Source organism: Litoribacter ruber, assembly GCF_018449405.1.
Classification (GTDB): Bacteria; Bacteroidota; Bacteroidia; order Cytophagales; family Cyclobacteriaceae; genus Litoribacter; species Litoribacter ruber.
Map to the genome: position 1 here is coordinate 105,377 of NZ_JAHCMY010000003.1, position 26,586 is coordinate 131,962.

The following is a 26,586-nucleotide window of genomic DNA, read 5'->3' on the forward strand; positions in this document are numbered from 1 at the left end:
AATAAAGGAATGCGGTACCTATTTCCTTATTTCTCTTTTAATTTATATTGCGCAAATGTTCAACTTATTCAGGAAAAAGAAAGAAGAAAAACCGAAGGGTAGCCAGTACCTTTCGCTGAAAATAAGAGAAGTGGTAAGGGAGACCCCAGATACGGTCACCCTATTTTTTGAGCAGCCAGAGCCTTATTTGGATTATAAGGCGGGTCAATTTTTGACCGTTATCCTGGATATCGATGGCAAGGAAGTGAGGAGGAGTTATAGTCTTTGTACCTCACCCTTCATGGATCCCCACCCTGGTATTACGATCAAGCGGGTGAAGGACGGGCTGGTTTCCAATTTCTTGAATGATAAAATGTTTCCCGGCAAGACGATTACGATTCTCAAGCCGATGGGGAATTTTACCACTGATTTGCATTCCAAAAACAGACGGCATTTCACCATGATTGCTGCTGGAAGCGGAATCACCCCCGTGATGGGGATCATCAAATCCCTACTGGTAAATGAACCAGAGTCCAAGATAACGTTACTTTACTGTAGTAGGTCCGAAGATCAGATTATCTTCAAAAAGCCTCTTGAGGACCTGCAGGGAAAATACCCTCAACTTGATGTGGTGCACAATCTTACCCAGCCTAGTGATAGCTGGAAAGGGCTAAGGGGCAGGATAGATGCTGAAAAGATCAAGGAAGTGCTCTCCACCCGTGCTTACCCTGAGGCTGAAAGCAAAAAGTTTTACCTTTGCGGTCCGGAAGCTCTGATGGCTACGGCCAAGGATACCTTATTGGCTATAGGGGAGCGCAAGGAGGATATTATTCAGGAGAGCTTCTACACTTCAGCTTCGGAAGATGCTGGTGATCCTACTGCTCAGGGAGTAGGGGAGGTGCCAGAGTTGGCCCGTACCGTTTTGGTGATGCTGGAAGGACAGGAATACAGCTTTGAAGTCACGCCTGATAAGACTATCCTGGAGGCCGGTCTTGATGAGGACCTGGACATGCCATACAGCTGCCAGAGTGGGCTGTGTACCGCCTGCATGGGCAAGCTGGTATCGGGTGAGGTGAAAATGGATGAGGATGCCGGGCTTTCGGAAAGCGAAAAAGAGGAGGGATATATTCTTTGCTGTGTTTCCAGACCGATGAGTGGGGATGTTAAAATAGCTATAGAATAAAAGAATAACCGCAGAGGACCAGAGGGCGCAGAGAAGAATTATTTTTGTGTTCTTTGTGTCTTTGTGGCTCAAATATAAGATGGAAAAATTAGTTAATCTAAAAGCCAGGTTCCGGGTGCTTGAGCGGAATGTACTCATTCTTACAGGACTGCCTTTGCCGGCATTTGCGTTTGCATATTTGCACACCAACAGCCCAAATATGGAGTTGAATCTGCCGGAATTACCTGTTTTGTTGGGGACAGTACTGTTGAGCTTGGTAATTGCATTTTTGGTATTGCAGTGGTTCAATTTCCACCAAGGGATCAAGAAAGTCAGAAAAAGCGAAATTTCTCTTGAAGAAAAAGTGGACAGGTATTCAGTTCTGACTATGCAGCGGTTTTACAAGCTCTTTTTCATAGGTTTTGCCTGTGCCATTGGTCTGCTGTTTTATGACAGTGCAGGCTTTACGATCGCCTATGCTGTAACCTTGGTGTACGTCTCCCTTGGCAAGCCTACCCCCGACCGCATCGCCAAGCTTTTGAGGCTTAAGGGCGAGGAAAAGGACTTGATTTACGCTATTAATCAGCGGGAGTAGGGGTTTCCTTACTTCATTATTCGTCATTCGGCGTTCATCATTCATTATTATTTAAATATCGAATAATGAACAGTTCTCTTTTTCTATTGTATAAGCTCAAAAGTGTGGATTACAATTTCATCCTCTGAGATCCCTTCTTTTTCAGGATGGTTGGCTATAAGGTTAAGACCATTTTCGGTAATAAATGATAAATGGGGTAAATAGGTGTTTTCCTTGACCTTGTGTTCGGCAATCAAATTGAATTCTTTGTCGAATACATTGACAATAAAATATGGAAGAAATAAGCTGTAATCCATTCAATTGGCATTTTCAGGTAACTCTTCCCCAGGCCAGGCCAGCTCATAAAAAACATCACGGTAAGGATCATAGTGGAATGAGTGAGAGGCAGAAGTCCTGATCAATTCATTCATGTACTGGTCCACACTTTTGGAAGTGGCTCCTTCTTCATACTCATTGGAGTATTTGGTCAAAAGCGTGGAGGGAAGTTCTATGATTTCAGTTTCTTCTGATTTTATGTCATAAATATAAAGCTTTCTACTATACAGGTGTTTGAAATAAAGTTTGCCATCATGACTACAGATAGCGCTTTGTGATTTTTGCTTTTGTCCCTCAATAAGTTCACTGCCATACCGGAATGATAATGGAGAAATCGTAGCTTCACTTATGTCCAAGTGCAGGAAAGGGATGTATTCATTTAAAATTTGTGAACTCAAGGATTCAAAGGCAATGTAATTGGGAGGACTTTGGAAAAATAGCTTACCGTCCGATACGGTAAATTGCGTTCCATATCTGCTTAAAGAACTTGTGGGGGAATAAATTTCTGTGGGGTGGTCATAATCGAATTTGTTAAGCAGTTTTCCCTCATTATTTACTAAGGAGATTATATTTTTGTGAGAGGCAGGTATAAAAATACTGTCCTCCGAATGTATATGAAAGCCCAAAACATTCCCGATTCCATTGGGTCCTTCATATTCATATTTAAGCCATTGTGAAGACCTTCCTGTCTCCAAATCAAATTTACTGATTGAACTTCTATTTTGATTCCACCAGTAAAGATTGCCTTCGTGATATTGGACCGCAAAGGTGCTGGGGTCCACGTTGCTGCCAATTTTGATTGACAGACTATCGGATAGAATTAAAGAGTAGGCTGGTGAAATTTCTGAATTTTCACAGGAAACCAAAAATGTCAAAGAGAAAAATAAAATAATTGCCTTATACATTGTTTTATATTTAAAGGGAGGATAATTACCCGCCCTAAATTTAATTATTCTACTACAGGGCCATCATCACAACTTGGCTTTTGTATTGCACAATATGGACCAGTTGCCAGGTTTTCGCACGAAAATGTAGTTTCATTCCAAACGCACCAATCACTTGCATTCACATTAAGTGTTAAGCCAAATGATAATAGTGAAACTCCCAAAATTAGTTTTACTTTTTTCATAGAACAAAGAATATGTTAGTGATAAAATATTTACAAATGCAATATGTTTTTTTTTTTTTTTAAAATTGATGCAAGTGTTAGTTGAATTTTTTTATGAAGAAAAATTGGTTCACCCCGCTTTTTAGTTAAATTAAAAATAATCAACCCAAATAACCATTAGGAAGAAGGTGCGAACTTTTCGGTAATGGGTTCTGCTGATCATGGTTTTGCACTGTTGGTTCTCCAGTGGCTCAATTTTCATCAGGGCATGAAGAGAAACCTTAAAAGCGACTTGCCCCTAGAGGATAAAATGGCGCGGTATGAAGTTTTGACCGCCCAGCAGTTTTAGAAGCTGTTTTTTGTCGGCTTTGCCTGTGCTGTGGGGCTTTTGTTTTTCCAAAGTGCCGGTTCTCCCTTGGCAAGCCCACCCCCGACCGCATCGCCAAGCTGTTGAGGCTGAAGGGGGAGGAGAGGGATACGATGTATGCTATTAATCAACAGGAGTAGTTTTTATTGGCAGGTTTCTAAAACTTCATTTATTTACCCTCGGCTCCACCCACAGCATTGATGCCGAAACCACAATCAACCCTAAAATCCACCAATAGGATAAAGGCTTTTTTTCTGTAAGTATTTCGGTGCCACGAAGAGGGGGTTGGCTTCTAAGAAAGTGGGAAATAAGTTGGTTTTGGTGGACTTCCTTAAATTCATTTGCATGAATGTAAATCTCCAAGGAATCCGAAAGAGTGACCCAGCCATTCCCTGCAGGAATCCACTTTCCTTTTGTAATAAATGAATTGATGGGTAAACTTGCCATAAACACCGTGTCCTCATCGGCAATGAGTCTATTTTTAGGATTGGATGAATTGACCTCGATCTCGGTTGCAAATCCTTCAAAAACAGGCTGCTTTAGAGAGTAGTAATCGCCTTCTATGGGGCGCATAGGATCCAAGATCTGGCTCCAGATCTCACCATAGCGGACTGTGTCTCCTTGAAATGCTATGGGGAAGGTGTTTTCCAGTAGGCTGATCCCCACCTTTGCACCGCCCAATTCCTGATATGCCACAGCCCCATCATAGAATTCCCATTGGTTGGGTTTTTCCGCAAAGCGGAAAGGAAGTGAGGTTAGGTTACTTCCTACCTGCCTATTGCCTTCTTGGCTCACCCTGCTTAGCTGGAATCCCGTGCCCAATGCTCGGTTGATCTGTAAAATTTGGGCCTCGGTATTTTCGAAGTTGGTAAACAGTATGCTCGCACCCTCTTCCACTGCCTCGCTGAGGGCTGCCGTGTTGGCCATGCTTGGCTCAGTGATGTAAAACTGGATTTCCTCCCCACTAGTCTCTGCCAGTTGCTGCGCCTCAGCGGAGGTTTGGATGCTGCTGCTCAGATTTTGTCCCTGTGTGCCCAGCCATTCTGCCAATCGGCGGTTTTCCATGTCCGGATAGCTGAAAAGCAATTTGTAATGGATAGGTGCATTAGGTAAGGCAAAATACCTTACCAGGCCTTTCTCTTCGCCATTTACCCTAAGGCTAACCTCGTTTCTGCCAGTGGCTTTTGCCAGAAACTGTAGTTGAAATGACTTATCCCCCAAGATTAATTGAATGCTATCCAGCATATCATCGCCCATATGAATACTGATCTCAGTGTCTTCTGCCACTACAATATTTCCTCTCACATATTGGCGTTGGCCCTGTCGGAGAATTCCCTCCCATTCAAGGTGTGAGAACACTCCGTTTTCATAAGCTCCCCTCCATTGTACACTTGACCCATAGAGCTTCGCTAAATCTTTGGCGTCAAAGTCATGTCCCAGTAAGTATACATCTCCTTTGCCTTTAAAATCTTCAATTGGAACCAATGTTTCTATCTTCAAGCTATCGCTGTATTGCTGGGCAAGGTCTTGGGGAATGTTTGGTGCATATACCAAGGCTTGCTGCCTAGGGGTTTCCTTTTCTATATAAGGAGCAAAAATGAGTAGGGCAATACTGAGTAGGAATATAACATTCAACCCCAGGCGGATGAGTTTTCTTGGTGTGGAAAGCCGCTTGGTGTTCAATACCCACATCACCTGAAGGGCTAAAATTACTGCCATCAAGAGCAGCAACAATACGCTCCAGCCCTCGTCAAAAGGAAACTCGAAATTTATCATGGCAGGTTTTTCCATAAGTTTCTTTCCAGCTGTTTATTTCCACGGCTTTGTTTTGGACGTGGTTGGTTTTTTAGAAAAGTGGTCAATTTCTGTTGCAATTTGGCTTTTTCATCAAAAGATAGCGCTTCTCCGCTTGAGAGCTTTTGGAGGCTGATGAGCTGGTTCCAGTCGTCCATGCCGGAAGTCTGCATCCGCACAGTCCAATAGTTGCCGAATTCCCGTACTACCTGCCTGTCGGCTTCAGCAAGCGTTTCTCTTTCCAGGAACCCAAGTATTTTTGCCGCCAATTGCGCCGTTTTTTCGGTGTCAAACTCCAGGGTTTTTAAGTCTTGGACATGGATTTTATCCAAATCCCCTGAAAGCCGCTTTTCGGCTTCTTTGATTGGGGGAGGATCAAAACCCGTCCGCCTTACATAGACTCTTGACTTTTGCTGCACCGACTTGAGCAGCTCCAAGGCTTTGTTTTGGTAAGGCAATGCTTTCTCGGGCTCAAACATCCTCAGATGCAATTCTGACTGCCACATGTTTTCCAAGGCAGCCTTAAGAATACCTCTGGTCGATTCTTCATAGAAAGTGTTCATCTCATCATCCTCATGGGCGTGGATGAAGTTTTCCAGCAGATTGCCCAGCCCACCGTCATCTTTACTTTGACTATTTGTTTCCTCATGCTCATGGCCGTGCCCGTGGTCATGCGAATGCCCATGGTCAGGCTCATGCTCACCTTCTTGGTCGTGCTTGTGCATAAAGCCTTCCAAAAGGTCACCGTCTCCATCAGCCATCGGGTCTCCGCCCCCTGCGCTGCTCTCAAATTCTTCACCCAAGTATTGGCCATAGCGCATACGCAACAGCTTTTGGTCATAGCCGATTTCATTGGAAGTGGAGTTGAATGCCTTTTCTGCCTTTTTGCCCCTTTCTGCTATAAGCTTTTCTGTATCTATTATGATCTGCCGCTGGCTGCGGAAATACTCGGGTAGCACCTGTACGGCCATGGTGGTGAGTTCTGCCTCACTCATGGCCGTGGTATCGCGGTATTTGATGAAAAAGGTCTCTGACCGTGCCGTGTTGGCTTCAGGCTGTCGGTTGTCCCTTGCCGCCCAGTAATAATACAGCTCATCTCCCGGCCGGAAATTTAGCGCTTTAAAATCCAGGGTCCTTTCCATTTGGGCACTCTTGAAATGGGTCTTTTCAAAAGGGATCCTAGTCTCCCTGAATTTCACATTTTCACCCGAACCCCTTGCCAGCGTGGCCACCAGGTAAACCTCCGTGACCAAAAAGTCATCACTAACTTTTGCTGATAGGGTAGTCCTCTGTTCGTCACGGATGGAATGGTAGGTGTACACCTCTTTCTGCTTGGGTTCAATTACCGGCGCCTTGTCCTGTATGACTTCAATCTTATGGAATGGCGTCCTTAAATGCTCCTCTTCTCCCTGAAATACCTGAATGGAATAGATTCCCGATGAAAGTGCTTTTTCCCTGAGGCTGAAAGAGCCATCCTTGGAGGAAAAACTCAACCTTTCTCCGGCTTGATTTACCAAGTCAACCTGTAGATCATCTGTCCAGTTGAAATCCAAGTTCCACTCCACCTGGCTACCTGCCATTACACTTAGGTCCATTTCCCGCTGCTTGGTTGGCTTCAGCCCGGTGTAGGGCGGAGGGGTGATGTGGATGGATGTTTTCTCTAACTGTAGGGCAGGCCGCTCGTTGCGATCGGCAGGGGAACTGCTGCTGATTAAGGGTTGGTTTTCCTCAGTGATTTGATGTTGGGGTAAGTAAGAGCTCAGGAAATAAATACCTACAGCGAAAACTAGCAAACCCAAAAACGGGATAAGGTTTTGCTTCCACACGCTAGGAATGGTGGTGTTGCCTACTTTTTGGTTGAGCCTTTCAAGTTGGAGTTGCTCGGCGATGGTCAGCTGGTTTTTGCTCAGCAGATCCAGGCTATACTCCATTTGGTCTATGTTTCGGTGCAAAATCGCCAAGGCGCTTTCCCTTTGAGCAGCAAAAGCCCCAAAGACATAAGACAACCCCATAAAAACCAATCCTGCCAAGCTAACAGCCACCCACTCGGAATCCAGAAACGCAAAAGAAAGTAACCCCAGAACAGAGGCCATGAGGAAGGCCTTGAGCAGGGCATTGGCTCGTAATTGCCATTGTACCTTTTCTATGGATTTCCTAAGTTTGTTCAAATGGGGGATACGGGGTTAGGGTTGAATATTCTTATTTGATAGAAGACGGAAGACCGAAAGCTTACGCCTACTACGTATATAACAAAGTGAAAAAATAATCATTCCAGCTCATAAATGCAGGTAATTTTTTTCAAACGGTGTCAAAAAATTTACCTTGGGAAAAAAATGCGAAAAAATACGGTTGAGACAAGAAAAAATACGTATATTGGAGAAAAGGAATAGATATGGGTATCGTCAATGATTTTCAGGTAATGTACGAGGTGGATCGGGGGGTATCCATTTCTCGCTTTGATATGCTTTTGGAGTCTTCCGGCCTCCAAAAGCAGGTTTTGGCGGGTTTGATGGGCCTCGATCCCCGCACCATCGATAATTACCGCAAGGCCAATAAGCGATTTGGAGCTTTGGAAGGGGAGTTGCTGCTCAAGCTTTATGGGCTTTTTGAATTTGGCCAGGAGGTGTTTGAGGGCAAGGATGCCTTTTTGCAGTATCTTTCTTCTCCCTCTTATGCCTTTCGCGAAAAACGCCCCTTGGATATGCTCAATACTTTTACAGGGGTGGAGCTGGTTTCCCGCGATCTTCACAAGATAGCCCATGGTTATGTAGCTTGATTGATGGAGCTTTTTAGGATTACGTATCAGGAGTTTGCTAACGAACTATTTGCGCCCGGTTTTGCCGGCAGGTGGAATAAGGATGGTGAAGCCGTCATCTATTCGGCCTCCTCGAGGTCTCTTGCCTGCTTGGAAAACTTGGTGCATAGACGGGTAAGTTCACCTTTGAAGAGTTTTCGGACCATGGTTATTTATGCGCCTGATCAGGTTTCCATCCAACAGATAAGCGTTTCTGCCCTGCCAAAGAGTTGGAATCAGGACAGCTATTGCCCCAAATGTGAGGAGCTGGGATCAAGCTGGTTTCAGCAGAAGAAAACCTTACTTTTAAAAGTGCCCTCGGCCGTCATTCCGGATGAGTTTAACTATGTGATCAATACCAGGCACGAAGATTTTGCCCAAGTCAAAATCATTGATGTATTGCCGTTTTACTTTGATAAGCGACTTTAAACTCCTTTTCGGAAAGCCGCAAACCGCTCGCCCAAGACCAAAAACAATAACAACATAATCAGCCAGGCATTCAGGTTGGCTTCTTTTTTTGCGGATTCTTTTGGGGAAGTTTTAAATATACGCTCCAATTGTTGCTTACTTACCTGAAGCTGTGGTTTGAGGTTCAGCGCTTCTGTCCACTTTTCCAAGATGAATTCAGGTAGTCGGCCACTTCGAATCAATTCACTTTCATCTTTATCCAGCTTGGTTGGCATAAAATAGGTGTTGGGCTGGATGGCCGGCCCCCAGGTGTTTTTTACGATGGCAATTTGGTTTTCATTACCTTGGGCGGGGATGGCATCGGTGAAGATGATGTTGACCAGACTGTCGGCTTCCTCTGGTGCGGCTTCGAAAGTGAGGCCATATACCTCTGATATGGCCTGCAGGGAAGCTTCGACGAAGATAATTTCTTGCTCCTCCAAGTTTTCCGTTTTGTAGCTCACTGGTCCTTCAAAAACCAATTCTCCCTCTGTAGGCACGCTTTCACTTTGCCCAAGCTCACCTTCCTCAATCCTTAAGACCTGTTCGCCGGCAAGAGCGACAAAGGGTGCCCCCTCTTTAGGAATGTCCTGTTCACTTACATAGAGACTGACTTCCGTGGGGCTAACCAGTGTGGGGAGCTCTAGGTATTGTCCGTCAGGTTGCAGGTAAATGTGCAGGTTCTGGTCTTCTTCCAATTGGTCGGCCAGGAAACCGGGCAGGGCGTTGCGGTCTAGGGTGAGTTCAGTCGCCTGCTCAAGGCTTTCTACAGGTTGGAGGCCTTCGCTCATCCAGTACACTTGTTCCCCTTTTTCAAGCGCCTGCTCAATTTCAAACCTAAACTCTTCCACCAAGGCAGGGGTAGGCTCAATCAGGTGTACGGCGGTAGATTCAATTGGCTTTTCCAATTGGGGTAAAAACGGCTTGCTTAAAATAAAGGCCACCAGCAAAATGATCAGTATCCGAAGTACCAAAAGCAGTAGGTGGTCCAACTTGAGCCCTTTCTTGGGTTGCTGTTCTTTCTCTGACAGCCAGCGCATGGCAGCCCAGGGCATAGGCTTTCCTTTTCTGCTGTACCAGAGGTGGATCAGGATGGGTAGGCCAATAGCCAATGTCCCCCAAAGCATGATAGGCTGCAACAATTCCATCAGTATAGTTTTCTTTTTAACAAATACTGCCTGAGCACGTCCGCAATGGGTTGGTCCAAGGTGGTGCGCAACAGGTGGACCTGTGGGAGAAACAGGGCCTTTTCGAGCTGGTTGAGGTAGTCTGCCATCTCCTTTTGGTATTGTTCGCGGATGGACCCAGCGTCCATTTCGAGCGTGGAGCCAGACTCCAGGTCTTCAAAGCGGTAAAAACCTTTCAGGTCAAAGTTGATTTCCTGCTGTCCCAGTAGCTGAAACAGTACGATTTCTCTTCTCGGTTGGCTCAGCGAAGCCACCAGGTTGGTCCATTCTTCATTGGTTTGGAGAAGATCCGAAACCAGGATCACAAGCTCCCTTTCCCTAGACTGGAGTTGTGGAAAGGTTTGGGCACGGTCAGGCCATTGACCTTCGGCCCTCACATTTTCCAAGGTGAACAGCATACGCTGGAATGATTTGGGCGTTGTGTGTACCTCTTGCTGCACCTCCCCATTTTTGAGTGTGAAAAAGCTTATTTTATCATGCTGCTGCATGGCCAGGAAAGCCAGAGAGGCTAGTAAAACCTTGGCATATTCCAACCGCTTGATGCCATCTTCTTCGTAATTCATGGAGCCGGAGAGGTCCAGGATGAATTTAATGCTCAGGTTGCTTTCCACTGTCGACTCCTTGATGAGGTATTTTGAGGAGCGGGCAAATAGCTTCCAGTCGATCCGCTTGGGGTCATCGCCGGGTTCATAATGCTTGTATTGCTCAAATTCTGTCCCCGCCCCGATACGCCTGCCTGTATGGATGCCACCTTGCAACTCCTCGCTGATTATGCGGGCGGCAAGTTGAAGGTTGTTTAATTTGATAAGCTCGGCGGGGCTGTGACTCATTTAAACGGGATGGCTTTTAGCATTTGGGAAATCACCTGGTCTGTACTGATATTTTCAGCCTCCGCACGGAAATGCAAGGTAAGCCTATGTCTGAGGATGGGGTAGATGAGGGTTTGAATGTCTTCTGGGATCACGGAATAGCGTCCTTTCAAAATTGCCCTTGCTTTGGAGCATAGTACCAAAGCCTGTCCCGCACGGGTGCCTGCGCCCCATTCGGTATACTTTTTCACAAAGTCCACCTTACTGGTTTCTGGTCTGGTTTCTCGTACGAGGGTGGTGATATACTGCATCAGTTCCGGGCTGATGTGCACCTGCCGGGTGAGTTCCTGCAGGGACTTGATGTCGGCAGCCGAGAAAATGGTCTGCTTTTCGGTTTTGTAAGTACCCGTGGTTCTTTCCAAAACTGCTAATTCCTCCTTTTCCGAAGGGTAGCCCAACTTGATATAAAGTAAAAACCTGTCCAACTGCGCTTCCGGAAGGGGATAGGTTCCCGACTGCTCGATGGGGTTTTGGGTGGCGATGATCAGGAAGGGGTCAGGTAAAGCATGGTCATTTCCCGCATAGGTCACCATTTTTTCCTGCATGGCCTCCAGCAAAGCCGCCTGCGTTTTGGGAGGGGTACGGTTAATCTCATCGGCCAGCACCACGTTGGCAAAGATGGGGCCCTTGTTGAACTGGAAGAATTTCTTGCCTGTCTGGTGGTCTTCTTCCAGCACTTCCGTGCCTAGAATATCGCCGGGCATGAGGTCAGGTGTAAATTGAATGCGCTTGAACTTCATATCCAAAGCTTCAGAGAGGGTTTTCACCATCAGGGTTTTTGCCAGTCCCGGTACACCCTCCAGCAGGCAGTGCCCTCCAGCCATGAGTGCCACCAGAATCTCTTCGACTGCCTCTTCCTGTCCCACGATGGTTTTGGCAATCTCTTGCTTGAGCGCAGGGATTTTGGCTACTAATGCTTTATAGTGATCTAATTCTTTTGTGGTTTCCAATTTTATAGGGTTAAAGCGTAAACAACGATGTTGACACCGAATTTGGTGTTGTCTTCCCTTAGGAAGCGTTTGTTGCGGAAGTCGTAGTCCCATTCGCAGCCGTAATCCTTGTTGCTGTAGAGGACGCCGATCCTTCCATTGACCAGGATGGCCTTAAGGTAATCGTGGACCAGGTCGTCACCCCAGCCGTTGAGCTCAAAGGAGGTGGTAGGCGGACCGTCCTCAAACTTGAAAAAGCTGGAGTAGATGGCGTGGTCGTTGGGGATCTTTTGCAGGGCATCCTTGCCAAAGGTCTTGGCCATTTCGGCCTCAAAGGATTTGGCAAACAGGCCGTCAATGTCATGATTGCAGTCGTCGGCGAAGACAAAGCCACCGTTTTGGACATAGGTGCGGAAGTTGTTTCTTTCCTGCTCGGAAAATTCCACTAATTTATGCCCACTGATGTAGCAAAAAGGGCTTTTGAAGATCTCCGGGCTGCTGAGTTCTACGATCTTTTCTTTTTCATCAATGGGTATAGTGGTGTATTCCACCAGTGAATGCAGTAAATTGGACGGCATCCGCTGGTCGGTATCCCAGTTTCCCGAGTTGTATTTGATACGTGTGAAAAAGAATTTTCGCATGATGAGTTAAAGGGAAACGGAGTTCCACAGAGTTTTAAAGAGAGTTTCACAGAGGCTCCATCGCGGTCAATTTCACGCAAAGGCGCAAAGGAAAAGCGCGGAGGGCGCAAAGTTTAATCTCATCCGACATCGGTCATCCAACATCGGTCATCCGACATCTCTGTGCTCTCGGGTTCTCCGTGGTTATTTAAATCAACTACCATAAAGGGCGCAAAAGTTCGCAGAGATTAAACCCTGTCACCTCTGCGCCCTTTTAGGTTGATTTTAAACTCAGTGAAACTCAATTTAAAACTCTTTTTCCTCTGTGTCCATTTTTCTTAGACAGCGTCCGACAAACTCGTGAACGTGAAGTCCCGGATTTTCATGGCGGGGATCATGCTGCCGCTGACCCTTTGCTGTTGGCCCAGCTCCTCGATATTGTTGAGCATGATGATGGGGCTTTCGTTGAAGCGGAAGTTTTTAACTGGGAACTTGATCTCACCGTTTTCGATGTAGAAAGTTCCGTCACGCGTAAGACCCGTATAAAGCAATGTCTGTGGATCTACAGCTCTGATATACCAGAACCTGGTGACCAGGATGCCCCTATCTGTGCTTTTGATCATGTCTTCCAACGACTTATCGCCGCCTTCGATGATGATGCCTGAAGGTGGGGCAACTGGTTCCACTCCTTGTTTTTCTGCCCAATAGCGGCTGTAAAACATGTTTTTAACCACGCCGTTTTCCACCCACTGGGTTCTTTCTCTAGGCAGGCCTTCACCTGTCCAAGGGGCTGATGGAATGTCAGGATGGGTTGGGTCAGAGTAAATGTTTACCCTTTCGTCGAAAAGCTTTTCACCCAAACGGGTTCCTCCGCCTCTCTTGCTCAAGAAACTTCTTCCCTCATCGGCACTTCTGGCATCCATACTTCTGGAAATCAGCCTCAAAAGGTCACCAGCCGCAGTGGGCTCTAAGATCACCGTGTACTTGCCCGGCTCGATGGCCTGAGCATTTCTTGAAGCTTGGGCCTTTTGAAGGGCGATATTGGTTACACTACCGGTATCCAAAAGGGAAACGTCATTGAAGTCCCTGATGGCATATCCGGAGCCGGTACCGTCTTCTGTTCTTACTGTTACCGAAAAGTCCACAGAGGTACTCTGGTTGTAGCCAAAGTTGCCTTTGCTGTTGCCAAAAGCAGAAAAACCAGAATAATCCTCTAGATACCCTGCTGCGGTAAGGTTATTAGCAGATGTGGGGTCAATGCTGTCCGCTGCTGCCTTGGCCCTGAATTCAGGGTCGATCTTGTCAGTGGATTCGGAGAAAGTCCTGCTTTCTTCATACTCCTGAGGACCGAGCATAGGCATATACTCAGGGTTTTCGGGAGCGAGTTTTGCAATCTCTTCGGCTCTTTCTACTGCTTTTTTCAAAGACTCATCATCAAGTTCGTTGATGGTAGTGGAGCCTGAGCGCTTGCCGTACACCGAGGTGATGGCCAGGCTCAATTCATTGGATTCACCGCTGGTGTTGACGGTGCTTCTTGCATAACGGATGTTGCCGGTTTTGCCACCGGAAATCCTTACATCGGTTTCGTCCGCCGAAGCGTATGACAAAACCTTATCTATAATCTGTTTTGCTTCTTCTCTAGTTAAAACTGCCATGTCGCGTCGGGATTAAATGTTTCTACCTGTGTTGATGACATTCACGCCGTTAAAACGGGTGGTGGAGCTTCCGTGGGAAACGGCGCTGACCTGCGAAGGCTGGCCTTTTCCGTCAAAGAAAGTCCCAAACAGTCTGTAGTCATCCTTGTCGCAAATCTGCACACATGAATTCCAGAATTCCTGCGTGTTGGACTGGTAAGCCACGTCATTCAACATACCGGTGATCTCACCGTTTTTGATTTCGTAGAACAGCTGCCCGCCAAACTGGAAGTTGTAGCGCTGCTGATCGATGGAATACGAGCCGCGGCCTACGATGTAGATGCCGTTTTCCACATCCTTGATCATGTCATTGGCGCTGAGCTTGTCTTTGCCAGGGCGTAGGGAAACGTTTGGCATTCTTTGGAACTGAACAGAATTCCAGTTGTCGGCATAGCAACAGCCGTGTGATTCAGGTTCGTTGATGATATGTGCCTGGTCGCGGATGGCCTGGTAATTCACCAATACCCCGTCTTTGATCAGATCCCATTCCTTGGCTTCCACGCCTTCGTCGTCAAAGGCAACTTTGCCAAGTGAGTTTTCCTGGGTTCTGTCCGCCACGATATTGACAATGTCAGAACCGTATTTGAAGTCACCTGACTCCCATTTGTCCAAAGTGGCGAAGCTGGTGCCTGCATAGTTGGCCTCATAACCCAATACACGGTCAAGTTCAAGCGGGTGACCCACGGATTCGTGGATGGTCAGGCCAAGGTGGTCAGGATCCAACACCAGGTCGTATTTTCCGGGATTCACCGATTTGGCTTTGAGTTTTTCGGTGGCATGCTTGGCCGCGGCAGTGGCATCCTCGACCATATCGTAGGAGTTTCTGTAGCTCACCAAACCTGTGCCTGCTGGTCCTTCGGTTTTCTCGGAAGCAAGGCCGTCCAAATATTCGTAGCCCATGCCCATAGGTGCAGAAAGGGCGTCTCTGGTTTTGAAGAGCCCGGCCTCTCTGTCAACTGCAGTTACAGAAAGGGTAGGCCAGATTCTGTGGATATCCTGGTCGATATAGGAACCGTCGGTGGAGGCAAAGTATTTCTGCTCGTTGACCATGAAAAGGTTGGAGGTGACAAATGCCGCTCCGTTATCCATGGCAGCGCTGTTGGCTTTTAGTAAGAGATCTATTTTATCCTTAACTGGTATTTCGAAAGCGTTTTTCTCAATAGGCGTCTTCCAAGTCACCTCACCTACACCTTGAACTGGGGCAAGCTCCACGGGTTCCTTCTGAAGACGGGCATTTGCTTTGGCGATGGCCACGGCGGTTTCGGCCGCTTTGGCAATGCCTTCCTTGGTCACGTCATCGGTGGCCGCAAATCCCCAAGTGCCGTCTGCAATCACTCTTATGCCTGCCCCGAAGGATTCGGCATTGGTGATGTTTTGGACATTTTTCTCTCTGGTGAAAAGGAACTGTCTTAGGTATCGGCCAATTCGTACATCAGTATAAGTAGCGCCTTTGGATCGTGCGGCCTGTAAGGCCACGTCGGCGAGTTCTTTTTTGGCGGCATTAAGCATGCCTGGGTTCATAAGTTCTTCTGGGCTGACTTCCTTGCCGAAAGCCAATCCCGGAAGCATCATCGCACCCAATCCGAGACCGGACAGATGGATAAAATCTCTTCTTTTCAATTTACCTCCTTGTTTTGGTTGAAATAGAATATAAAGGTTAAGCTTTTTTTAAAGCTCGATTCTAAATTTAGACCGAAAGTTTGATTATAGCAAACTCAGATTACAAATGGCTCATATGCGTGACCTGAGGCGATTTTTCGGTTTTGGGCAGAAAACAGAGCGGTAATAATCTTGGAAAAATCTAATTTTAAAGCTCCATTTCCTTATTTTCAGGTAGAAAATAGAAAATAGCGTTTCGGGGTAGAATAGCATTATTTTTTCTACCAAAAGCATTTATGTTAAGGGGTAAAAAATAGGTGTATTTTTTTTGAGGGGTAGGTTGTGGAATATGATTTTTTTAAGAAACCCTGCCTTAATTTTATTTCAAACTTAAACGCATATGAAAGCACCACGATTGATTACACTGTTGCTGATTTGGTGTGCCTGGAGCGCCAATCCGACTGTTTTGGCAAGTGTTGAGAATATGTCCTGGCTATACTTTCAAAGTACTTTTGACAAGGAAACCAATCAGGTTAACCTTGCCTGGAGCATGCTCAAGGAAAATGACCCGAACTTTGAAATTGAAAGGTCCATTAACGGTATCGCCAATTTTGAAGTTATCGGGACGCTTGAAAGTAAGGATGAGCTCAACGGAGAGTTTCATTTCTTGGACAAACTGCTTCCCCTCTTGCCGGCCAGGCTTTATTACCGGATAAAGGCCACTTCTCCGCGTGAAATGGAAAGCTACAGCGAACTCGTGATGGTGGAAAGCCCCGGTGTGCATCGGCTTTCGGACAACAGCTGGAGAGTGTTTCCAAACCCCATTGTTGAAAATAGCGCCAGGTTGGCATATGCGTATGAACTTGGACGAGGTGAAAAAATCAATGTGAAGATTTTTGACCAGTTTGACCGGAGCTGGGAGATACAGACGGATAGTCTGCAGCAATTAAATTTTGAACTTGACCGAATGTTGGCCATTTTGCCAAAAGGTCTCTTGATCTTTCATATCCAGACTTCCCAGCATCAGGAAAGATTGAAAGTGATTAACCGATAACCAATATGCAAAACATTTACCTCAAGTATTTTAAGGTTAGCCCTTACCCTTCCCTGCTTTTAAAACCTGTCGCTAAGGATAGCTATTTGATCGAAAATGTGAACCATGCATTTCTGCGTTTGCTCGGTGGGGAAAAGAAAGATCTTATCGGTAAAGACTATATTAAGGCTTTTTATTCCCATCATGAGGATAGGTTGAACATATCGGCGACAATACTCAAAACTTCACTGGAGTATGTAAAAACCTACCGAATTCCCAAAAAGATAGAGAAGTTCCACTTTGAGCTGGAGACTGCTGACGGGCTGGTGGAGGAATATGCTTGGGAAATTGAGAATATTCCTATTCTGGATCAAAACAGCGAATTGAAATACATCCTGCAGGTTTCTAAAGAGCTGCTGACGGTGGAGGAAAATATTACCTTTCCTATGGAAAGCCAGTTGGATTTCAGTCTGATGGGATCCCTGTTGGGGATTTTCCGTCAGGAGCAGGAGTTGGAGGCCTCTTTGGGCAAAGCCCTAAAGCTGGTAGGGGAGGAGCTAGACGTGGAGCGGGCCTACTACTTTGTCAACGGTCAGCATCCCCAGTCCGGCAAACCGGCCACCAGCCAGCAGTTCGAATGGGCCAAAGACAGCTATTGGGATGAGTCGGAAAATATGGTCACGCAAAACCTCCTGTTTGAGGAAATTGAGGACCTGATAGAGCCTTTGGTTGACAAGGATTTCTTTTGCAGGAATATCTCACAACTAAGGCCTGGAAATCTCAGGGAAATACTGGATGACCAAAAGATCAAGTCCATTTTTATCCTGCCTTTATATGTGCAGAACAATTTTCACGGGTTTATAGGATTTGATGATTGTGTGAGGGAAAGAGATTGGAGCCCAACGGAAAAGGAGTTCCTGAAATGTTTTGCTTCCCTAGTAGCCAACGAGATTGAGAAAAACCTCAAATTGGAAATGGAGCGCTTCGGACTTACCGTGAGAGAGGACTTGGCTCCCTATGTGGGGGTTGCGGAGGAGAATTCAGTTGATCACCCGGCTTCCCATCGCTTTTATGAAACCATTGTCGAGCACGGAGCCGAGCTGATATCCATCATTGATGAGGAGGGGCTGGTTTCCTTTATGAGCGGGACTTTAAAAAGGCTCTTGGGCTGGAAGGTGGAGCGTATCTTGGGTAAAGAGGCCTTGATGTTGGTACATCCGGCAGACAGGTTTAGGGTGATGAAAAAGTTGCTCTTTTTAAAACCGCTACAGCAGGTCAAATTTCCGCCATTTCGTGTAAAGGACCATCTGGGTTTCTGGAAATGGGTGGAGGGCACGGCCATCAACCTGAGTAAGGATAGCCAAGTGCAGGGCACCATCCTGCATATGCGGGATGTGACCGACTTGGTGATCAACAACCAAAAACTCAAAATCAGCAATGAGCGGTTCAGGTTTGCGATGATGGCCACCAACGAGATGATCTGGGATTGGGATCTGAGCAAGGACAAGGTGACAAGGAGCAAAGGTTTCCAAAAGTTACTGGGCACAGAACTGCAACCCGATATCAAAGGCTGGCTTTGGCTGAAGTTCATCCATCAGGACGATATTAAGATAGTGAAGAAAAGGCTGCAAGAGGTGATGCAGGATCATGATTGCCACCACTGGAAGCTGAATTACCGCCTTGTCAAAGAAAATGGTCAGGTCGTGTATGTGGAGGACCGTGGCTATGTGCTGCGTGACGATGCCGGCAACGCAGTTAGAATGGTGGGCGCCACCGCTGATGTGACCCAATCCACCAAGCTGATGGAGGAGGTAAAGCTTCAAAACGCCCAGCTCAAGGAAATTGCCCACGTGCAATCCCACCACGTCCGCGCGCCATTGGCCAGGATCCTCGGTCTGGTAGATATGCTGGATCAAGATTTAGAAGAAGGTATTGATAACAAGCAAGAGCTTAGGGATGTGCTTGAATTCATCTCCGATTCCGCCAAGGAACTTGACATGGTGATCCAGGGGGTGATCCGGAAGTCGGAGGAGCTGAGGCGGTATGATGGGAAGTGATTTAAAAATAACCTCGGATGCGCTGAGCGCTGGGCGCTGTGCACTGCGCGAGATGATGAAGGCAGGTGGCGGGAAGATAATTGAACTGCACCCTTGGGGTGAACATTACCCCAACTGCGGCTACCCTTCTCAGCGCACAGTGCTCAGCGCTCTGGAACGAGCCTCCGCGGTTAAAAAAAATAGCGATCTTACCTGATCGCTATTTTGCCGTTTTTGTATTTGAGTTTGAACTCCTCGACGCCGTTTTTGTCAAAGCTTACCCATGGGCCGTGCTTGAGGCCGGATTGGTAGTGGCCGATTTTCCAGAGCTCACCGCTTTCGCGGTAATATTTCCATTCCCCCTCAGGTCTGCCCTGGATGTAGGGACCCTCGGCTTTGATCTCCCCGTTTTCAAAGAAGTAGGTCAATGTATTGGTAGCACTGTTCAATACCTCTTTTTCGCTTTCTTTTAACTTGATGTCTAGCATAATACAACTGCATTTTGTTCACCAAGGGTAAATATAGGGAATGTGTTTAAACTACCGAATTGAGGTGTTTTAGCAAAGGTTGTATAATACAAATATCCTAGGATAGGGGAATTAAATTTGTGTTTCAATTCCCCCGCTGAAATTTTTCAGGCTTTCAGTCAGTGTGTTACAGGTTTTTTTGGTCTAAATCCTCCGTGCTTCTGACCACCTTGCCGATCACCTCATCCAGTTCATCGGTTGAACTTTTGATGTGGGGAAGCATTTCCTTAAAAGTTTCAAATGCATCTTTAGGGCTTTCGCTTTCCAAGAGATTGATTAGCCCTTTCAATCTGGCCAGTGGGGCTCTCACCACATGCGATTGAGTCCACGCGATCTCCCTGAGTTGTTGGTTTTGTCGTTTGATTTTGCTGATCATTTTTCTTGACTTGCTCACGTCCAGCGCGGCCCCAATGATGCGCTCCGCCACTCCGTCGGTGTCCCTCAGGATACTTCCTCTATCCACCATATAAGCCATTTGCCCATCCTGTTTCTGGATTCGGTACTCAGCCTTCCACTGGAGCTGAAACCTGTCCTTCAGCGCTGATTCGATAGATTCCTTCACTTTATCACGGTCTTCGGGGTGGATGATGTCCAACCAGTCCTGTGGTTTGGATCTTTTAAACCTTTTTCCAAACAGGGTCAAATAGGTGGAGCCCCTGGTTACCTCATCCTCATCGATTTGCCAATCCCATAGCATCTCATTGGTGGCCTGCATGGCCAGCTTGTATTTCTCGTTGCTGACACTCAGGGCCATTTGCCAACGTTTTATTTCGGTGACATCCTGTATGACGCCCTCCCAAGCCGTAATATTTCCAAGCCCATCCTTGATGATGTTTATTTTTTGGTTGACATACTTAGTAGTACCGTCATCCATGACAAGCCTGAAATGGTAATCATAGTAATCCTTGGCCGGTTCATGCTCGTTTTTGACCAGAAGGATATGCTTGTCCTCAGGGTGCACGCTTTCCAGGGATTTTTGGAAACTTGGCTCATAATACCCTATTTCTTTTCCATATATCTTATAAACCTCATCTGTCCATTCCATTTCCTTGCTGGCAAAATCATAATGCCAGTAGCCCACCTTGCCAATCGCCTGGGCTTGATTCAGCCGCTTGTTGAGAGTCAAGAGGTTGTTCTGCCATAGTTTGTTTTCGGTTACGTCTTTTCCGACCGCATAAAGTACAAGCTCGTCCAAATCAGAGGCTGTGCTCCAACTTATCCAGCGGTATCCCTTATGCTTGGTCAAATATCTGTTTTCAAAAATTGAAACATTCGTCCCCTTGAGCCTTTCCCTGAGGGAATCTTGGGAGAGGTCAATATCATCGGGGTGGATAAAATCAAAGATAGACTTACCTTTTATTTCTGATATCTCATACCCCAAGATGCAAGCAAAAGCCTGGTTGACTTTATAGAGCTTGTCCTGGTGAAGGATGCACATCATGTCCCCGCTGAGATCGAAGAAATTGTTGAGCTCCTCCATCATCCGTTTCTTCTCGAGCTCCATACCAAGCTTGTTCCCGAGCTCAAGTAGGGTCTCCTCAAAATAGTGCAGGTTGGACTGCGGTCCTTTTTCGGATAGAAAGGTCAACACCCCGAACACCACTCCCTGGCTCAGCATGGGGACACTATACCCCTGGTTTAATCCAGTGACATATGCCTCCTCTAGGCGCAGGCAATTAGGATTTGTGGTATGATCCTCCATATTCTCCAACTTGCCAGTCATCCAAGTTAGCCCGGGCAGTCCATCACCTTTAGCAAAACGGTCTATTTGTTTAGTCCTTTTACTAAATTCAACCCCCTTGCTGTCATTCTCTATAGAGGCTACCTTACAGATTTGGCTGTTGTCCTTAGAAACGATCCAGGCCTCGCTGAGGGATATCTGAATAAACTCATTAATGGCCTTTAATACTTCACGTATGCCCTCATTTATGCCAATGGATTGTGAAAATATATTTCGCACTTTGTGAAGCAGGTTTTTCCGATTTTCCTCATGCTTTTTGGCGGTGATATCCCTTTGGATGATGATGTAGTGGGAGATTTTGCCCTGATGGTTACGCATGGGGAAAGTTTCCATGGTTACCCAGTAAGGTTCTCCGCTTTTGCTTACCTTTTCTATTTCAATTTTGTTATAGCCACTGGGGTCAAATGCTGCAGCATGTATATCACATTCCTCAGGGTTTTTAAGAGATGAACGGAAGCTTACAATATTATTTCCCAAAACTTCCTCTTTTGTCATTCCAGATATGGTTAAAGCCGCTTCATTTGCAAATATGATTTCTCCCTCAAAGAATGATTTTCCCGAGGCCTCGATTACATACACAGCATCTTTGGAGTTTTTGATGATTTGATCCATCAGCCTCAGCCGGTCCAGCTCCTCCATCCTTTCGGTGATGTCTCGGGAATTTACCAATACGCCATTTACAGCTGGATCATGTCTCAGGTCTGTGGCATGACTTTCAATCCAGCGGAATTCCCCTGCTTTGTTGCGGAACCTATAGGGACTCATTTTCACCTGCTTGAGCTGTTCTATTTTGGCAAACTCCTGGAGCAATTCTGGAAGGTCATCGGGATGTACAAATCCCAAAGCACTTTTGCCTGTCAGGTCTTCAGGTGCATAACCCAAGATGGGCATGTAGGTGCTACTTACAAATGTAAAATAGGCATCGTCTGTGGAGATCGCATATAGCTCCCCGCCCTCTTGGATTAGTGACTCAAATTTGCGGTGGGCAAATTCCACCTCTTTTGTGACTTCCTTGATGTGGGTGACATCCCACACCACGCCGTCATGGTATTTGCAATTGCCATCATCATCCAATACCTTGATGCTACGGTCTTCGACCCATTTTATCGACCCATCTGCACAGATAATTCGGTATTCAAGATGATGGTAGGCTTCATCTGTCCCCGTCGCTTCAAAAGTGTAAGGCAGATCTTCTGGGTGAATTATCGAAGCAAATGTCCTTTCTCCTGACATGAACTCCATTGCTTGATACCCGGAATAATCCTGAATGTTTTCATTGATATAAAGCATGGTCCAGTCGGAATCGGGGAGGCATCTGTAGGCCGATCCAGGGATATTTTGAATGATGGATTCAAACTGCTGCTTTGAGTCAGTGAGGGCCTTTTTGTTGAGGACCCTCTCAAGGGACACACTGAGGTTTACGACTATCGTCTTCAAAAAAGTGACATCCTCCAGCTGCCAGTTTCTTTCCTCCTGCATGTCCTCAAACATGATAATGCCCCAGAATTCCTCATTACAGAATACCGGATAAAATATGATGGCTTTGGAGCCCCTGAGCGCCATCTTGTCTCTTAATGCGCTTTTCTTTAAGTCACTGACCTTGGATTTGTAAATGCGGTTTTTTTCCAGTGTGGCCAAACAATATTGGAAGTCCTCCGGGGTGAAGGATTCAAAGGTTTCCCTCATCCGCTCACTTTTTTTCCATTTGTAAAGCAGCCTGCTGGAGTATCTCTTTCCCTCCTTATTTACCTTGTAAAAACTGATAACATCCACCAGAATGGCGTTGCCCGTCAGCCGGAAGGCCTCTTGTATGGTCTCTTGGCCATGGTTGCTTTCCAGCAGCACACGGGTGACTTTATCGATTGTTTCGGTATAGATGCTTTTTTGGAGGGTATGCTGCTGCTGAAGCTTTTCCTGGGTCTTGTCTACCAAAATCCCATACACCCCCACCACTTTGTCCTGTACGGCCAATGGCATCAGGGTGGCCTCACAGTTGATTTTCCGGTTCCGTTTTGATCTCAGACTTACATGAAAATTGACAATCTCACGTTGGTGGCATTTTTGAAGCATCCCTTTTACCAAGAGCTCGTCATCTGGGTGGGTGATGTCGGAAAGGAGCAGTTTGGTGAGCTCTTCTTCTTTGCGTTCTGTCACAAACTGGAAATTGCCATTGGCCGAAGTGATGTAGCCATCATTATCCAGCTTGAAGAGCATGTTGGGGTGGTTGTCAAATATGCCCTTATAGATTTGCTGCTGATAGGTAAGGTTGAAGTAAATGGCCTTGTCCTTTTCCTGCAGGTGGATCTGCTCGGTCACATCGGTGATGGAGAGGATGATGGATTTGAGCTTTTTCCCCTCACCAAGAATCGGTGTGTTGATGATCCTCCATTTTCTTTCGCGTAAACTTCCGGTTTTTTGGGTAGGAATATAGACCCGCTGCACCTTCATGTCATGGGTTTTCTTTTTGGTCTTCACGAGTACCAATGAGTCCATCAGGTCGTCCAGCAACTCCATATTGTTGGTAGAAATAAATGGGCGGAAAGCCTCTCTGACCTTGGCTCCCTCGAAAAATGCCTCTGGTTTGCCTGCCAACTGACAAAACGTCGGGTTGGTTTTCAGGATCTTCATTGATGGTCTTTCTCCATCGATTATTAGGGAAGGGGTTAGGGTATTTTCATAAATTGCCCATATATCTGATTTTTTAAGCATTGTTATTCCGTAGAAATGAGGTTGACCAAAATCAATTATACAACTAAAACCAGAAGCAATTTAAGCGGACTTTTCATTGATGAAAAATTTTGTGAAAAGAAGCAGTTTTCATTCCTTAAACAGACAAAAAGCGGCTATATAAAAAGTTAATGTAAGTGAAACGCCAATAATTGGTGTTTTTAGATTTTTAAGGAACAAGCATGGCCTGACTCATACAATTGTATCTAGCAGGGGCAAAAGTGTATTTGGCTTGATAGGAAACAAACGGATTTGATTGGGATAGCCAATGTGTCAGGGAAAATAGGTTAAAAACATGCCTTTTTTCATATACTAATTATTTTAAATAGAGAAATAGGTGCTTGGAACCCTTGAAAGTGCTTCTTTTTTAGAATTTAGCTAATGATAAAATTTAACGCCACATTTGTAAAGAGTAATCATCCTTACTGCGATTAATTTAAATCACCCTTATGCGAATTAAACTTTCTCAAAGCCCATATTTTCAACTGGTGGAAAACCTGCTCGAAATGGCAGGCATACAGCTGGAAGCAGAGTGTGTCATCTTATCCGTACTCTGCAAAAATTTGGTGAAGGAGCAGGTCATCGTGCCTCAAAATTCTGCAGTGCTTCAAAATTCTGAAGGTTATAAGGTGGCAAGTATTTCTGACTATTTCTTGGAGGATGATTTTGAAAACTGCATTCAAGAAGGGCTCTTTTCTGATTCTGGGGAGCTACTGGGGCATATGTTTATAATCAACCCGGCCATTGAGTTTGGAGAAGATTATAACAGCACCGTTGCCATTATCAAGACCCAACTGATTGAGACCGTACACCTCATTATTAGTAACCATGAATTGGTATATAGAAATGAGCAAAATAAATCCCTGAAGCTTATTTCCAAAGTAAGCCATGAGATCAGAACCCCTCTTCATGCTCTTTTTGGCAACACCAGGGTGCTGTTGGATTCAGGCCTGAATAGTGAACAACAGGAAGTGGCCGAAAACATATTGAAGTCAGAAAAGCTATTGATGAACCTTGTCAACGAGGTCTTGGACTTTTCCGAAGTGAAGTCAGAAGACTTTTCTTTGGTGTGTAAGCCTACTTATATTTCTGAATTGCTGGAGGACGTCAAGGCACTTTATAGCCCAATAGCCAAGGAAAAAGGGCTTCACATTGAGATCGAGGCATCCGATGTAGAGCTTGCTGTGCTGGCTGACAGCATGCGCTTGAGTCAGGTGCTGGGCAACCTGATTAACAATTCCATTAAGTTTACAGACTCAGGCAAAGTTACCCTGCGTGCCAACCGGATAAGCCACAATACCTATCAATTTGAGGTGGAGGATACCGGAAAGGGCATACCTGAGGCCTTTCAAAATAGTATGTTTGAGGAGTATACCCAAGCTGAGGAAGATTCCGAGTTTGGGACTGGATTGGGCTTGGCCATCTGCAAAACCTTGGTCAACAACCATGGGGGTGATATTTATGTAAAGAGTCCGGTATCCAATGGTTCGGAATCCATAAAAAGGGGCACCGTCATCTGGTTTACCATTGAGGCGGAAGTATCCAGAAAGGCAGATGAAAAGGAGAAAACCAATATCTCGCATAATTTTGCCAATAAGAATATTTTGCTCGTCGACGATGACGAATTGATCCAAACCTTGTCTACCCATATGCTAGCCAAAGAAGGGGTGGAGACCTATCTGGCCACCTCAGGCTTGGAAGCCCTTGACATGGTGAGGAATCACCATATCGATGCTGTCTTCCTGGATGTGGAATTAGGAGAAATGAACGGCTTCGAGACTTGCCAGAACTTAAAAGAATTGTTGGGGGAGCATACCCCAATTGTCATGTTTTCCTCACATAGAGACGATAAAACCAAAGAAAGGGCTTATGAGGCAGGATTTACCCATTTCCTGACCAAGCCTTTTAATTCCAGAACATTACAAAAAACCTTGAGAGATTTGGATAAGTGAGTTAGTTTGTGGTTAATTGTGGTTAGTTAAAACCTACTGCCACTGTGGCAGTAGGTTTTTCTTTGCTATTGAAAGTCTACTGAGGCTTCCGGGGCATGAAAACTTTCTTTCGGGTTGGGCTTTGGGCTTAGCAATTATCTTTTTCTTTTAAAAATTTTTTGCTTCCTGTCAGCATCCACAAAATCCAGTCTGTGGTCGGAGAAAAGAAGGGACTCCCGGCTTCCCAAGGCCAAAAAACCAAAGTTGCACAGGCTTTCGTAAAATAAGTTGATCACCCTGTTTTGCAGGGTGTTGTTAAAATATATCAGCACGTTGCGGCACATGATGAGCTGAAACTCATTGAAAGAACCGTCAGTCACCAGGTTGTGGGTGGAGAAGACCATGTGCTTCTGCAGGCTTTGGTCAAACAGGGCCGCCCCATATTTGGCTATATAATAATCCGAAAAGGCATTTTTGCCCCCCGAGGCCATGTAATTGGCCGTATAGGTCCGCATCTGGTCGAGACTGAAAATGCCTTTCTTGGCATTATGCACCACCTGCGGGTTCAGATCCGTGGCATAAATAATGGACCGGTCCAGCAGCCCCTCTTCCTTGAGCATGATGGCCAAGGAATACACTTCCTCTCCCGTGGAGCAGCCTGCCACCCAAAACTTGAGCATGGGATAGGTGGCCAACTTGGGCAAAATGTTTTCCCGAAGACTCAGGAAAAATAGCGGGTCACGGAACATCTCCGTTACATTCACGGTGAATTCCTGCACAAACTGCGCAAAGGTGCCCTCATCGGACAACAGCATTTTTGCCAGTTCGGTAAGGTCGCCTTTAAACTTGTGCGTTTCCATATAATGCTTCACCCTGCGGCCGGCAGAGGAAGGGGCATAATTGCGGAAATCAAAGCCGTAGTGGCTGTGGAGAACATTCATCAACTGCGTGACGTCCTGCCGATCATCTTGTATTGAACCTACCATAGTGTAAAGTTATTGGTAACTCCAGACTTTTAACAAAGATACAAGTTTTTGAATATTTACAGGCCTGCTGACATAATCTAACATGTTTGCCAACAGGCATTTTTCCCTGTCCCCTTTCATTGCTGTGGCTGTAAGGTCAATGCTGA

At 45.9% G+C, this 26,586-nt stretch carries 20 protein-coding genes; 7 read left to right on the plus strand and 13 right to left on the minus strand.

The genetic code is table 11. The features are described from left to right. Nucleotides 1–55 precede the first annotated feature (55 nt). The gene (locus tag KI659_RS07510; RefSeq protein WP_213944736.1) at nucleotides 56–1,162 is read left to right on the plus strand and encodes a ferredoxin--NADP reductase; all 1,107 of its coding nucleotides are present in this window, start codon (nucleotides 56–58) and stop codon (nucleotides 1,160–1,162) included. Nucleotides 1,163–1,241: 79 nt separating this feature from the next. Continuing rightward, nucleotides 1,242–1,736, plus strand: a complete 495-nt coding sequence (locus KI659_RS07515) for a hypothetical protein (RefSeq protein ID WP_213944737.1) — start codon at nucleotides 1,242–1,244, stop codon at nucleotides 1,734–1,736. An 83-nt stretch (nucleotides 1,737–1,819) separates the two neighbouring features. Here the strand turns inward: KI659_RS07515 and KI659_RS07520 are convergent, their stop codons facing one another. The 4 genes from KI659_RS07520 to KI659_RS07535 form a co-directional block, all read right to left on the minus strand. Next, nucleotides 1,820–2,032, minus strand: coding sequence for a hypothetical protein (locus KI659_RS07520; protein WP_213944738.1), 213 nt, complete (start codon nucleotides 2,030–2,032; stop codon nucleotides 1,820–1,822). After that, nucleotides 2,033–2,956, minus strand: coding sequence for a DUF4221 family protein (locus KI659_RS07525; protein WP_213944739.1), 924 nt, complete (start codon nucleotides 2,954–2,956; stop codon nucleotides 2,033–2,035). Between the two features lie 735 nt (nucleotides 2,957–3,691). Further along, nucleotides 3,692–5,302 (minus strand): hypothetical protein, encoded by a 1,611-nt coding sequence (locus tag KI659_RS07530; protein WP_213944740.1) that lies wholly within the window; start codon nucleotides 5,300–5,302, stop codon nucleotides 3,692–3,694. Further along, nucleotides 5,299–7,488, minus strand: a complete 2,190-nt coding sequence (locus KI659_RS07535) for a hypothetical protein (RefSeq protein WP_213944741.1) — start codon at nucleotides 7,486–7,488, stop codon at nucleotides 5,299–5,301. The genes KI659_RS07530 and KI659_RS07535 overlap by 4 nt, the downstream gene beginning before the upstream one ends. 224 nt (nucleotides 7,489–7,712) lie before the next feature. Here KI659_RS07535 and KI659_RS07540 point away from each other — a divergent pair, with 224 nt between their 5' ends. Both KI659_RS07540 and KI659_RS07545 read left to right on the plus strand, forming a co-directional pair. Continuing rightward, nucleotides 7,713–8,096 (plus strand): antitoxin Xre/MbcA/ParS toxin-binding domain-containing protein, encoded by a 384-nt coding sequence (locus KI659_RS07540; protein WP_213944742.1) that lies wholly within the window; start codon nucleotides 7,713–7,715, stop codon nucleotides 8,094–8,096. Between the two features lie 3 nt (nucleotides 8,097–8,099). Next, nucleotides 8,100–8,543, plus strand: a complete 444-nt coding sequence (locus tag KI659_RS07545) for an RES family NAD+ phosphorylase (RefSeq protein ID WP_213944743.1) — start codon at nucleotides 8,100–8,102, stop codon at nucleotides 8,541–8,543. On the opposite strand, the gene KI659_RS07550 is transcribed toward KI659_RS07545, so the two are convergent. The 6 genes from KI659_RS07550 to KI659_RS07575 form a co-directional block, all read right to left on the minus strand. Further along, a complete protein-coding gene (locus KI659_RS07550; protein ID WP_213944744.1) occupies nucleotides 8,540–9,709 on the minus strand; it encodes a BatA domain-containing protein in 1,170 nt (389 codons plus the stop codon). The two genes, KI659_RS07545 and KI659_RS07550, sit on opposite strands and share 4 nt — an antisense overlap. Further along, nucleotides 9,709–10,578, minus strand: a complete 870-nt coding sequence (locus tag KI659_RS07555; RefSeq protein ID WP_213944745.1) for a DUF58 domain-containing protein — start codon at nucleotides 10,576–10,578, stop codon at nucleotides 9,709–9,711. Before KI659_RS07555 ends, KI659_RS07550 begins: the two co-directional genes overlap by 1 nt. Further along, nucleotides 10,575–11,567, minus strand: coding sequence for an AAA family ATPase (locus tag KI659_RS07560; protein WP_246535328.1), 993 nt, complete (start codon nucleotides 11,565–11,567; stop codon nucleotides 10,575–10,577). Before KI659_RS07560 ends, KI659_RS07555 begins: the two co-directional genes overlap by 4 nt. A gap of 2 nt (nucleotides 11,568–11,569) precedes the next feature. Further along, complete coding sequence (locus tag KI659_RS07565) at nucleotides 11,570–12,187, minus strand: DUF4159 domain-containing protein (RefSeq protein ID WP_213944747.1); 618 nt, start codon at nucleotides 12,185–12,187, stop codon at nucleotides 11,570–11,572. Between the two features lie 317 nt (nucleotides 12,188–12,504). After that, on the minus strand, nucleotides 12,505–13,821 hold the full coding sequence (locus KI659_RS07570; protein ID WP_213944748.1) for a TldD/PmbA family protein: 1,317 nt from the start codon (nucleotides 13,819–13,821) through the stop codon (nucleotides 12,505–12,507). A gap of 12 nt (nucleotides 13,822–13,833) precedes the next feature. Continuing rightward, the gene (locus KI659_RS07575; RefSeq protein ID WP_213944749.1) at nucleotides 13,834–15,480 is read right to left on the minus strand and encodes a TldD/PmbA family protein; all 1,647 of its coding nucleotides are present in this window, start codon (nucleotides 15,478–15,480) and stop codon (nucleotides 13,834–13,836) included. 379 nt (nucleotides 15,481–15,859) lie between these two features. Here KI659_RS07575 and KI659_RS07580 point away from each other — a divergent pair, with 379 nt between their 5' ends. Both KI659_RS07580 and KI659_RS07585 read left to right on the plus strand, forming a co-directional pair. Next, a complete protein-coding gene (locus tag KI659_RS07580; protein WP_213944750.1) occupies nucleotides 15,860–16,513 on the plus strand; it encodes a hypothetical protein in 654 nt (217 codons plus the stop codon). A gap of 5 nt (nucleotides 16,514–16,518) precedes the next feature. Beyond that, entirely contained in the window at nucleotides 16,519–18,549 is a 2,031-nt protein-coding gene (locus tag KI659_RS07585; RefSeq protein WP_213944751.1) for a PAS domain S-box protein, read from the plus strand. A 188-nt stretch (nucleotides 18,550–18,737) separates the two neighbouring features. On the opposite strand, the gene KI659_RS07590 is transcribed toward KI659_RS07585, so the two are convergent. Continuing rightward, the gene (locus KI659_RS07590) at nucleotides 18,738–19,016 is read right to left on the minus strand and encodes a toxin-antitoxin system YwqK family antitoxin (RefSeq protein ID WP_213944752.1); all 279 of its coding nucleotides are present in this window, start codon (nucleotides 19,014–19,016) and stop codon (nucleotides 18,738–18,740) included. A gap of 166 nt (nucleotides 19,017–19,182) precedes the next feature. Beyond that, on the minus strand, nucleotides 19,183–23,505 hold the full coding sequence (locus tag KI659_RS07595) for a PAS domain S-box protein (RefSeq protein WP_213944753.1): 4,323 nt from the start codon (nucleotides 23,503–23,505) through the stop codon (nucleotides 19,183–19,185). A 467-nt stretch (nucleotides 23,506–23,972) separates the two neighbouring features. Here KI659_RS07595 and KI659_RS07600 point away from each other — a divergent pair, with 467 nt between their 5' ends. Next, entirely contained in the window at nucleotides 23,973–25,475 is a 1,503-nt protein-coding gene (locus KI659_RS07600) for a response regulator (RefSeq protein ID WP_213944754.1), read from the plus strand. Between the two features lie 134 nt (nucleotides 25,476–25,609). On the opposite strand, the gene KI659_RS07605 is transcribed toward KI659_RS07600, so the two are convergent. Continuing rightward, entirely contained in the window at nucleotides 25,610–26,440 is an 831-nt protein-coding gene (locus KI659_RS07605) for a CheR family methyltransferase (protein ID WP_213944755.1), read from the minus strand. Nucleotides 26,441–26,586 lie beyond the last annotated feature (146 nt).